This window comes from Mycobacterium sp. NGS16 (assembly GCF_059813225.1).
Genome location: NZ_JCALEE010000015.1, coordinates 1 through 11,683 on the forward strand (window position 1 = coordinate 1; position 11,683 = coordinate 11,683).

An 11,683-nucleotide genomic window follows, 5' to 3' on the forward strand; every position below is an offset into this window, starting at 1 on the left:
CTGTCGGTGGTGCGGCGAGTGGTGCCACGGGCGGTGCCGGCGGCACCGGCGGGGCCGGGGCCACTCCCTAGGAGCGGCGCCATATGACGAGTCGGTCAGGCCCCGCGCGAAGCGTGCGGGGCCTGACCGCGAATTAGCCGGGCAAGCTAGGACGTCACTGAGACCTCGTGGGTACGCCCAGAGCTAGCACGACTGCCGGTGGTGCGGCGCCCGGCCCACTTGGTAGGAGTCGATCGGTGAAGCTCCGCGCCCGACCTGATCAGGCGCGGAGCTTCACCGTCCGCTGATGAGAGCCCTGAGACCGTCCGCCGCGACATACGCAACTCAGGCCAGCGGCGGCATAGGTGGGGCTACTTCTACTCGCGCCAAGAACTGGCGTGCTGATTCGCCCACCGCCCAGAGAAAAAATACCAAACGAATGAAATCAGCGCAGTTACTGAACTTTCGGTAGACAATTGACGCGCGCGCAAGTACTGTGCTCTTCCTGAGGGCCCTATTAACAACGGCCTTCCACCGTTTCGGATTTATTGGAAGGTCAGGGTTTCGACATGGTCGTTCGGCGCGGCGTCACGGGCAGCGGCACTGTAGGCAGGGGCGGTTCGAGTCGGCGGAGCCGGCGGATCGTGGGTGCGTCCTCGGCTGTCGGAGCGTTTCTGGCTTTCGGGATGGCGCCGCTGGCGTCGGCGCCGGCAGCCAACGCCGACTTCGACGACTTCATTTCTGATCTGTTCGAGCCGAGTGCCTGGGGCAATTTGTCGAACGATTTCAACGGCTTGTTCACCGGTTCGGACTGGGGTGTCGGCGCGGCAGACGCCTCGGGCCTGGATCTGGCCGAGATGTGGGACGCCTACTTCTATATGCCGTTGCACGACAGTCTGCAGGACTGGATCAACTCTGACTTCGGCTCACAGGTCAACGGCATGATCAACCAGATGTTTGCGCCGTTCACCGACGGTTTTTGCGGGATGATCTGCAACGGCGCCGACGGCACCGCGGAAAGCGTCGACGGCCAGGCCGGTGGCTTGTGGTTCGGCGACGGCGGTGCTGGCTGGACGTCGAACCTCGAAGGCGTTGCCGGCGGTAACGGCGGTCATGCCGGGGGTATCGGCAACGGCGGTGACGGTGGTGCCGGCGGCCTTGGTGCCGACGGTGGCAACGGTGGCCATGGCGGGGAGATGTGGGGCAACGGCGGCGACGGGGGTGCGGGCGGGGCCGCGACTGCGACCCTGGCCGCCGGCAACGGTGGCAACGGTGGTAGCTCGGGTCAGGCGCAGGACTTCTTCGGCATGGGCGCCGTGGGCAACGGCGGCGACGGTGGTATCGGCGGTGCTGGCTGGACCGGCACCAACGGGGCGACCGGCAGTACGCCTGGGGCCAATGGCGGCAATGGGGTGGCCGGCACCAACGGTGGAAACGGTGGTGCTGGTGGTGCCGGTTCATCGATCCTGGGGATCGGCGGCAACGGTGGAGCCGGCGGTGTCGGTGGCAATGGTGGCAATGGCGGTGCCGGGGCGACGGGCGCCGCCGGCACGTTCGACAACAACGGTGACGGCAACGGCGGCGGCGGCGGTAACGGTGGTGACGGGGCGCTTGGTGGTAACGGCGGCAAGGGCGGGGCGGCCGGCGTGGGTGCGTCGTTGTTCGGTGGTAGCGGTACCGCGGGTGTCGGCGGTAACGCGGGCAATGGCGGGGCGGCCGGGCTGGCCGGTGACGGTGGGGCCGGCGCGGCCGGGACCGCTGCACATCTCGATGGCGGCAACGGCGGCCAGGGTGGCGACGCGGGCACCGGTGGCGCGGCGGGCAGCGCTGGCACCGGCTCGACCAACGGCCAGGCTGGCACGGCGGGCAACTTGCCGACGGTTCCAACCGGCAACGGCGGCGCCGGTGGCAACGGCTACGACGCGTCGAGCGATGTCAACGCGGTGGCAGGCGCCTCTGGAGGCAACGGCGGTAACGGCGGCCACGGCGGGTCCTACGGCAACGGTGGCCATGGCGGGAACGGCGGTACCGGCGCGGCCGGAGCTGGCGGTGCCAACGGAGCTTTGAGCGGCAACACCGTCACGCAGAGCCCGACCGCCGGGCAGGCCGGCGGCAACGGCGGCAACGGCGGCGCCGGCGGCAACAGCGGTACCAATGCCGGCAACGCCGGCGCCGGCGGGGATGCCGGCAACGGCGCCGACGGCGGCACCGGCGGCCACGGCGTCCAGATCCCCATCAACCAGAACTTCGGGAACGTCAGTGGGCCGAATTCCAACGGCGCGCTCGGTGGGGCTGGCGGATCCGGCGGCAACGGTGGGGCCGGCGGCAAGGCCCTGTGGGACGGCGGGAACGGCGGCAACGGCGGCAACGCCGGCACGGGCGGTAACGGCGGTACGGGCGGCCAAGCCGGCGACCACGACAACAACTTCGCGACTGTCGACGGGAGCGGTAACGGCGGCGCCGGTGGTGCCGGTGGCGACGGCGGCAACGGCGGTGTTGGAGGCACCGGCGGAGCCAACGCCGTAGACGGCACCCTGGGCAACGGCGGCAACGGCGGCAACGGCGGCGACGGCGGCAAGGTGTTCGACGGCGCCACCACCGGTCAAGACGCAAACCCGGTTAAGCCGCCGGCGCACGGCATCGGCGGTGACGGCGGTGTCGGTGGCAACGGCGGTACCGGCCATCACGCGGGTACCGGCGGCAACGGCGGCAACGGCGGTGGCGGCGGATCCGTTCCGCTCGATGAGGACGGCAACCCGATCGGCGGCGTCAACGGTGACGCCGGCGGAAACGGTGGCAACGGTGGTGCCGGTGGCGCCGGCACGTCAGTGGCCAACGGTGGTGACGGCAACGGCGGCGCCGGTGGCAACGGTGGCAACGGCGGACGCGGCCAGGACGGCGCCTCCTATGAGGCTTTGAGCGGCCTCAACCGAGCTACCGCGGCCCCCTTCGGTCCCCGCGACGCCAACGCCGGCGGCGCCGGCGGCAATGGTGGTGATGGCGGTGCCGGCGGTGCGGCCGCCGGTGGCGCGGCCGGGCAGCAGGGCAACGGCGGCAACGGTGGCGACGGCGGCACTGGTGGCGCCGGCGGCGACGGCGGTGTCACGTTCGGCAATGGCACAACGCTGACCAACGGCACCGACGGCGGCGCGGGCGGGGCCGGCGGTCTGGGCGGTTCCGGTCACAACGCGGGCAACGGCGGCAACGGTGGTGTGGGTGGCAACGGCGGCAACGGCGCTGACGGCACCGCCGCGCACCCGGACGGCTACAGCGGTGGCGACGGCGGCGACAACGGTGTCGGCGGAGCGGCTGGTACCGCGCACGGGGGTGCGGACGGTACCGCTGGTGACAGCAGCCCGGGCAGCGGCGGTAACGGTGGTAACGGCGGTAACGGTTACGACCCGTCCACCGATCCCAACGCGGTCGCCGGTGCCAACGGCGGAAACGGCGGCAACGCCGGCAACGGTGGCGATTACGGCAACGGCGGCAACGGCGGAAACGGCGGAAGCGGTAGCGCCGGCGCCAACGCCACGGCCCTCGGTGCCGACGGCCAGGCCGGTGGGGCCGGGGGCAACGGCGGCGCCGGCGGGTCCGGTGGGGCCCACGCAGGCAACGGCGGCAACGGCGGCAATGCGGGCAGCGGCGCCACCGGCGGCACCGGCGGCCGCGCCGCGGTGACCACGGGCGCATCCGGCCCCACCGTCGGCGGTGCCGGCGGTGCGGGCGGTGACGGCGGTACTGGTGGAGCGGCAGGGACCGCTACCGCCGGAACAGCGGGTCAGCTGGGTAATGGCGGTAATGGCGGTAACGGTGGTACCGGCGGCCAGTCCGATGACGGCATCCCGGCGTTCCCGAACAGCTTCAGCAGCGCGGGCGGCGTCGGCGGTGCTGGCGGCCAGGGCGGCACCGGCTATCAGGCCGGCGACGGTGGTGCGGGCGGTGCCGGCGGCGCGGCGTCGTCCACACCTGCCCTCAATGGCAACGGTGGACCCGTCCTTGGAGGCGCCGGCGGTCACGGCGGCAGCGGTGCGGACGCCATCGCCGGCGGGAACGGTCACGGCGGCGACGGCGGTGCCGGCGGTAACGGCGGTGCCCCGAACTACAACGCGGCCCCCGGCGGGTCGAGCACGGGCGGTGCCGGTGGTACCGGCGGCAATGGCGGCAGCGGTCTGGGCGCCTCCGGCGTCGGCGGCAATGGCGGGGCCGGAGGCAACGGCGGAGCACTGACGACCAGCACCGGATACAACACCCACGGCGGCGTCGGCGGCCAGGGCGGCGACGGCGGCGCGGGCGATCCCAGCGGCACCCTCGGCACCGGCGGCAGCGGGGGAGCCGGCGGCAACGGCGGAGATGGTGGCAACGGCGCGAACCTGGCGACGTCAGTCAACGTCATCCAATTGGGCAGTGTCGTCAACGGTGGCAACGGTGGCGCCGCCGGTGCCGGCGGCACGGGCGGTGACGGCTTCAACGCCGGCGCCGGCGGCGATGCCGGAACGGCTGGGAACGGTGGAAACGGCGGCAATGTGGGCACCGCTTTCGAGAACCACGACGGCGGTAACGGCGGTAACGGCGGCCACGGCGGCAGCGGCGGCCTCGCCGGAACAAGCCACGGCGGTACCACCGGGACCGACGGCGCCGACTCGGACGGCGGTGACGGTGGTGACGGTGGCAACGGCTTCGGCGGCTCCGCCGGCGGCGACGGCGGTGATGGCGGCAACGCCACGGGCGAGGGCACGACTGGTGGTCACGGCGGCAACGGCGGCCACGGCAGTGTCGGCACAGGTAGTAGGTCCGGCGCCGGCGGTAACGGTGGTGCGGGCGGTGCCACCTCGGGTGTCGGCAGTACCGGCGGTGCCGGTGGTGACGGCGGTGCGGGCGGCGATGCCGGTCGGAGCGCACAACTCGGCGGTGCCGGCGGTAACGGAGGTGCTGGCGGTGCCGCCAGTGGTACCGGTAGCACCGGCGGTGCGGGCGGTGCCGGCGGGCACGGGGGCAACCCGTTGGTCAATGTGACCATCGGCGGTAGAGGTGGCGCCGGTGGTGTCGGGGGCAGCGGCGACACCGGCGGCAACGGCGGCGAAGGCGGTGCCGGTGGCACCACTACTGATGACACCATCACCACCGACTTTGCCGGAGCCGGTGGTGCCGGCGGGGCCGGCGGTGCCGGTGACGCCGGGGATGGCGGCCACGGCGGTAACGGCGGCGATGGCGGCGACACTCGCGACAGCGCCGACTTCAAAGTCAGCGGTGCAGGTGGAGCCGGTGGTGCGGGCGGCAGCAGCAACTCCGGCGCCGGCGGCGACGGCGGTAACGGCGGTGCCGGCGGAACCGGACAGATCGGTGGTAAGGGCGGCGCCGGCGGCAGTGGTGGTACGGGAGGCACAAGCCAGACCGGTGCCGGCGGTAACGGCGGCAGCGGGGGCGACGGGGGTAACGGCAGCATCGGACCCAACGCGATCCAGCAGCCTGGTGGTTCCGGCGGCAACGGCGCTAACGGCGGGTCATCCGGGTCGACGGCCGGTGAAGCAGGCACATCCGGCAGCCCGCAGAACAACGGTGGCGGCGGCGCCGGTGGCGCCGGTGGCGCCGGCGCCCAGCCCACGCCATAGGAGTCGCTCGGTAACAAGGAGCGCAGCAGCCCCGCGCGGCATAGCCGTGCGGGGCTGCTGCATCGGCGCCAGGCGTCGCGGCTTGTGGGCAACATGGCCAGTACCGAACGGCTCCGCTTTGGAGTGCAGCCACGTTGGCGCGTATACGAACGTGGACGTGACTTCGACGCCCAGCCGTGCCTGGCAGAAATCCAACGCGCGCACCCACTAACGTGGACGCGGTGGATTACCAGAAGAAACTGATGCCCGTTTTCGGCGCCGTGCTGCTCGGCGCGCTGTTCACCGGCGGTTGCAGCAGCACGCCGGTACACACCGAACAGGCACCGGACGCCGCCGCGGCCACCGAGTTCGCCAAGACGCTTAGTGACAAGGTCACCATCGACGCGATGATGGCGCACCTGCAGAAGCTGCAGGACATCGCCAACGCCAACAACGACACCCGCGCCGTCGGCACTCCCGGCTACGACGCCAGCGTCGACTACGTGGCCAACACCTTGCGCGAGCACGGTTTCGACGTCGAGACCCCGGAATTCATCGCCCGGGTGTTCAAGGCCGAAAAGGGCTCGGTGCAGCTCGGCGACAAGACCGTGGAAGCTCGCGCCCTGCAGTACAGCCTCGGAACCCCGCCCGAGGGTGTGACCGGACCGCTGGTCGCCGCGCCGGCCGATGACAGCCCGGGCTGTAGCGCAGAGGATTACGAGGGGCTGGCCGTCAAGGACGCCGTCGTGCTGGTCGACCGCGGAACCTGCCCGTTCAAGGAGAAGATGGCCGTCGCCGTCGAGAAGGGCGCGGTGGCGATGGTGGTCGCCGACAGCATCGACGAGGAGAAGATGGGCGGCACGCTGGGCGAGGCCACCGAGGTCAAGATCCCGGTGGTGAGCGTGACCAAGGCCGACGGTGCGATGCTGCGCGCTGGGCACGGCACCATGACCGTCAAGCTCGACGCGCACACCGACGAGATCCCGGCGCGTAACGTGATCGCCCAGACCAAGACCGGATCGACCGAGAACGTGGTCATGCTCGGCGCCCACCTGGACAGCGTCCCCGAGGGGCCTGGCATCAACGACAACGGATCCGGGGTCGCCGCGGTGCTGGAAACTGCTCTGCAACTTGGTGACTCGCCGCAGGTGAACAATGCGGTGCGGTTCGGGTTCTGGGGCGCCGAAGAGCTCGGCTTGATCGGTTCGCGCAAATACGTCGAGTCGCTCGACATCGAGCAGCTCAAGAACATCGCGCTGTATCTGAACTTCGACATGCTCGGCTCGCCGAACCCCGGTTACTTCACCTACGACGGCGACCAGTCGCTGGACGCCGATAAGCGCGGACAGCCGGTGGTGCCGGAAGGCTCGGCCGGCATCGAGCGCACCCTGGTGGCCTATCTCAAGTCCGCCGGCAAGGAGGCGCGCGACACATCGTTCGACGGTCGTTCCGACTACGACGGATTCACGCAGGCCGGTATCCCGTCCGGCGGATTGTTCTCCGGTGCCGAGGTGAAGAAGTCGGCCGAGGAGGCCAAGCTGTGGGGCGGTGCCGCCGATGAGCCGTTCGACCCGAATTACCACCAAAAGGGCGACACCATCGACAACATCGACCGCGACGAATTGGCCGTCAACGGCCGAGGCGTCCCCTACGCCGTCGGGCTGTACTCCCAGGACCTCAGCGGCCGCAACGGTGTTCCGGTCCGGGACGACCGCACCCGCCACCTCGTCACCACCCCGTGATCCGTCCGGCGGGCGCCCTACTGCTGGCAACCGCCCTGTTGGCCGGCTGCTCGCCGGAGCCCGCCGGGCCGCCGCTGTCGAATCGGCTTGCCGGTCAGGTCACGCTCGACGCGATGCTGGTGCACCTGCAACGGTTGCAGGAGATCGCCGACGCGCACCAACATCACCGGGCCGATGGCACGCCGGGCTTCGACGCCAGCGTGGACTACGTGGTCAACGCGTTGCGGGACAAAGGTTTTGATGTCGAAACCCCCGAGCTCACCCGGCTGGACACCACGTCGCCGGGCAAACCGACGTTGACCGTCGGCGGTATCGGCTACCCCGTCGACCAGGCGTCGCTGCTGGTGCGCACCCCGGCTGGGGGAGTGAACGGGCCGGTGGTCCGCCCGACCCGGTCGACCGGTTGTGCGGCGGCCGACTATCCGGCCACGGCGCCCCGCGGCGGTATCGCCGTGGTCAGCGACGCCGGCTGCTCGGTGGTGGTCAAGCAGAACGTGGCCGCGCAGCGCGGTGCCGCCGCCCTGATCGTGGTCAGCCTGCCCAGCCGCAACGGCGCGCCAGCCGGCCTGTTCCCGCCGGACTACTACGACCAGCTGAGCCTGCCGGTGGCGGTGACCGGCCGCGACGGGGACCGCGCGCTGCGCGGCGCCACCGGCACGGTGCGGCTGGTGTTAGACGCCACCACCGTCAAAGTCACCTCCCGAAACATCCTGGCGCAGACCAAAACCGGCTCCCAGCATGACGTCGTGATGGTTGGTGCGCACTTGGATGGCGTGGCGGATGGGCCGGGGATCAACGACAACGGCACCGGGGTGGCCGCGGTGCTCGAGACCGCGCTACAGCTGGGACCGTCGCCCGCGGTGACCAACGCGGTGCGGTTCGCGTTCTGGGCGGGAGAAGAACAACAGCTCGGTGGCTCCACCGATTACGTCTTCCGGCTCGACCGCGAGGCACTCAACGACATCGCGGTCTATCTCGACTTCGACATGCTCGGCTCCCCGAATGCCGGCTTCTTCACCTACGACGGTGACCAGTCGGCGCTGCCGAGCCGCGACATCGCCCCGGCCGACGTGCCCGCCGGATCCGCCGGTGTGGAACGCACCCTGGCCGGCTACCTCAACCTGGCAGGTGTGCGGCCCGCCGACATGCCGTTGAGCAGCGACCACGACTACAGCCCGTTCGTGGTGGCCGGAGTTCCGATCGGCGGGATCACGACCGGGGCGTCCCAGCTCAAGACCACCGCCCAGGCCCGGCTGTGGGGCGGTACACCCGGGTCCGCGTTCGATCCGAATTATCACCGTCCCGGCGACACCATCGACAACATCGATCGGCATGCGCTGGCGCTCACCGGATCCGCGGTCGCGTTCGCGGTGGCCACCTACGCGGAGTCCGCCGGGGGGCCCAACGGGGTTCCGCCCCGCGACGCGCGCCACCGGGTACCGTTGGCCCCGTAGCCGTTGCGGCCAGCCAAGTCCGGAGCGCAGCACCTTGCGCTGCGTTATTCACCCGGGTGTGTTAATAATGCTCTGAAAGTGACAGGCCCGGCCGGGAGTTGATTAAGGGGTGGTTATCACGCTTGGTGCCACGAACGACCCGGCCGGACGTACGGGTGCCCACATCAGGCGGCGCCCCAAAGACCGCAAAGCACAGATCACCCGTGCGGCGGCGGAAGCGTTCAGTGCGCAGGGCTACCACGCGACCAGCATGGAGGCGATCGCCTCACGAGTGGGGATCTCCGCGCCCGCGCTGTACCGGCACTACCCCAGCAAGTACGACATGTTCGCCGTCGTCGTCGGTGCGCTCGGCCAGCAGTTGCTTGACTGCACGGCCTTCCTCGACGACCTCTCCGACGCCGCGTTAGAGCAGGATCCGGCGGCGGTCATCGACCAGATCGTCGAGGGGCTGCTGGCTACGGCAATCCGCAACCGGGAGGCCGGCGGGTTGTACCGGTGGCAGGGCCGTTACCTGCAGCCCGACGACCAGGCCAAGCTGATGGCGCAGATGCGCACGGTCATTCGGCGCATCGAACGTCCGATCGGCGCGCTGCGCCCGGAGCTGAACTCCGCGGAACGCTGGACCTTGGCGTCGAGTCTGCTCAGTGTCGCCGGCAGCATCCTCGGCCACCGGCTGCGTCTGCCCGACGAAGAAGTCCAGCCCTTGCTTGTCGAGACCGCGCGGGCGGTGGTGGCCACCCGGCTGCCGCAACCGGAAGAGGTCGGGGTCAATCGCCTGGCGGTGTGGCGCCTCTTCACACCGGACGCCGGACCCTATGAGGCTCTGCTGCACGCGGCGATCCTGCTGTTCGGCAAGCAAGGCTACGCCGAGACCAGCGTCACCGAGATCGCCGAGGCCGTCGGCGTCCCGGCCTCCGGGGTGTACCGGTATTTCTCCAGCAAAGCCGATATCTTGACGACGGGTCTGCAGCGCGCCATGGACCGGATCGCCGGGGAGATGTCGGCGATCGCGAGTGTCTTCGCCGACCCGCGGGAGGCGCTGACCCGCCTGGTGGAGGCCTATGTGGCGACGGTGTTCGCCAATCCCGAGCTGGCGGCCGTGTACGACACCGAGCGGGTGAACCTCGCATCGTCCGAGCGGGAGCTGCTCCGGGACTCCGAGCGCGGTTTCATGGACACCTGGGCCAAGCCACTGATCATGGTGCGGCCAGGACTGGACAGCGACCACGCGCGGTTCCTGGTGCATGTGCTGGCGGTACTGCTGGATGACATGGGTCGGGTGGTCCGTGAACATGCGGCGAAGTACGGCGAGGACGCCGCCCCCGGCGGGCCGGGCTATGCCCAGGCCTGCCTGCGCAAACTGATGGAATCCATTTTGCTGGGGCCGGCTGACGGCTGAGGCCTATCACCGAGTCGTCGCGCGGCTCAAGCGATTTGGTAGTCCTCCAACGGAAACCGGGAGCCCTCGCGCACCGCGTTACGCACCGAGGTGGGCCGCAGCAGTGATGCTTCGCCGCTGTGGTTGAAGTAGTAGGAGCGTGAGGTGGCACAGTCGCCGGCGTAGAACACCGAGCGGTCCAGCCGCTTGGTCATCTCGTCGAGGAAGCGGGCGTTGGCGGCCTCGGTGACCTCGAAGGTCGTCGCGCCGCGGCGCTGCACTTCGCCGAAGAGCCGGCCCATGTGGCGCATCTGGTATTCCATCGTGTTGAAGAACGACAGGCCGCAGAACGCATACGGGCTGGCCAGGCTCAAGAAATTCGGGAAGGCCGGAATCGACACCCCCTGGTAGGCCTGGAACCGGTTCTCCCGCCACCACTTACCCAGATTCCGCCCGTCGCGTCCGACGATCTCGATCGCCGGGAAGTTGGCCTCCCACAGATCGAATCCGGTGGCCAGCACCAGCGTGTCGATGTGGCTCTTGCGCCCGTCGACGGTGACGATCCCGTCCGGTTCGACCCGCTCGATCCCAGCCGTCTCCAGGTGCACGTGCGGCTTGGTGAAGGTGCGGTAGTAGTCGTTGGACCAGCTGGGCCGTTTACAACCGATGTCGTAGCTCGGGGTGAGCTTGGCGCGCAGCTCCTTGTCGCGGATCGAGATGAACCGGTGGATCTTGCACAGGTCCATCGCGGCGACCGAAAGCCGCCGGAAGTACGGGAAATTGAGCACCCCGACGAACGTCATGAATTCCAGCAGATTGTCGGTCACCCACCGCAGCGCCCGCTGGGCGAGCGGGACGCGCGCGAACAGCCGCTGCACGGCGGGGGAGAACCCGAAGTCCAGCTTGGGGGCCACCCAGATCGGCGTGCGCTGATACACCGTGAGGTCACCAACCGTCTTGGCCAGCTCCGGGATCAGCTGCACCGCGGTGGCGCCGGTGCCGATCAGCCCGACCCGGCGGCCGGCGAAGTCGTGCTGAGCGTCCCAGGCGGTGGTGTGCACCACCTTGCCGGCGAACCCGGCGATTCCAGGGATGTCCGGGGTGTGCGGCTGGGACAGGAACCCGGTCGCGGTGATCAGGTAACGAGCGCTCAGGGTTGCACCGTCGGCCAGGCTCACCTGCCAGCACTGGGCCTCCTCGTCCCAGCGGGCGCCCTCGACGGTGGTGTTGAATCGCATGTGGCGGCGCACGTCGTACTTGTCGGCGACGTGCTCGGCGTAGCGTTTGAGCTCCGCGCCGGTGGCGAACAGGCGCGACCAGTGCGGGTTGGGCTCGAACCAGTAGGAGTAGGTGGTCGACGGGATGTCGACGGCCAGGCCGGGATAGCGGTTGACGTGCCAGGTCCCGCCCAGATCGTCTTCGCGCTCCAGCAGGACGATGTTGTCATATCCGAGCTTCTTGAGCTCGATCGCCGCGCCCATCCCACCGAAGCCCGCACCCACGATGACGACGTCGAAGCGCTCCGTACTCATGAAAATCTAC

5 protein-coding genes are annotated in these 11,683 nt (G+C 70.0%); 4 read left to right on the forward strand and 1 reads right to left on the reverse strand.

Annotated features, from left to right (window positions below; all coding sequences use genetic code 11):
- Positions 1-623 precede the first annotated feature (623 nt).
- The 4 genes from AC5Y4Q_RS21325 to AC5Y4Q_RS21340 all read left to right on the forward strand — a co-directional run bounded on the left by AC5Y4Q_RS21325 (position 624) and on the right by AC5Y4Q_RS21340 (position 10,162).
- Complete coding sequence (locus AC5Y4Q_RS21325) at positions 624-5,588, forward strand: PGRS repeat-containing protein (protein WP_499960149.1); 4,965 nt, start codon at positions 624-626, stop codon at positions 5,586-5,588.
- Between the two features lie 242 nt (positions 5,589-5,830).
- Positions 5,831-7,309, forward strand: a complete 1,479-nt coding sequence (locus AC5Y4Q_RS21330) for a M28 family metallopeptidase (protein WP_109535539.1) — start codon at positions 5,831-5,833, stop codon at positions 7,307-7,309.
- Complete coding sequence (locus AC5Y4Q_RS21335) at positions 7,306-8,763, forward strand: M28 family peptidase (protein WP_499960150.1); 1,458 nt, start codon at positions 7,306-7,308, stop codon at positions 8,761-8,763. The genes AC5Y4Q_RS21330 and AC5Y4Q_RS21335 overlap by 4 nt, the downstream gene beginning before the upstream one ends.
- Positions 8,764-8,872: 109 nt before the next feature.
- Positions 8,873-10,162: a TetR/AcrR family transcriptional regulator gene (locus tag AC5Y4Q_RS21340; protein WP_234786528.1), complete on the forward strand. Its 1,290-nt coding sequence runs from the start codon at positions 8,873-8,875 to the stop codon at positions 10,160-10,162.
- A gap of 26 nt (positions 10,163-10,188) precedes the next feature.
- Here AC5Y4Q_RS21340 and AC5Y4Q_RS21345 read toward each other — a convergent pair whose 3' ends face one another.
- Positions 10,189-11,673, reverse strand: coding sequence for a flavin-containing monooxygenase (locus AC5Y4Q_RS21345; protein WP_064919867.1), 1,485 nt, complete (start codon positions 11,671-11,673; stop codon positions 10,189-10,191).
- Between the last annotated feature and the right edge of the window lie 10 nt (positions 11,674-11,683).

What these genes read in the sequence shown, in the direction of transcription:
- AC5Y4Q_RS21330 (WP_109535539.1), top strand. Translation starts at nt 5,831, where the DNA reads ATGCCCGTTTTCGGCGCCGTGCTGCTCGGCGCGCTGTTCACCGGCGGT.
- AC5Y4Q_RS21345 (WP_064919867.1), bottom strand. Translation starts at nt 11,673, where the DNA reads ATGAGTACGGAGCGCTTCGACGTCGTCATCGTGGGTGCGGGCTTCGGT.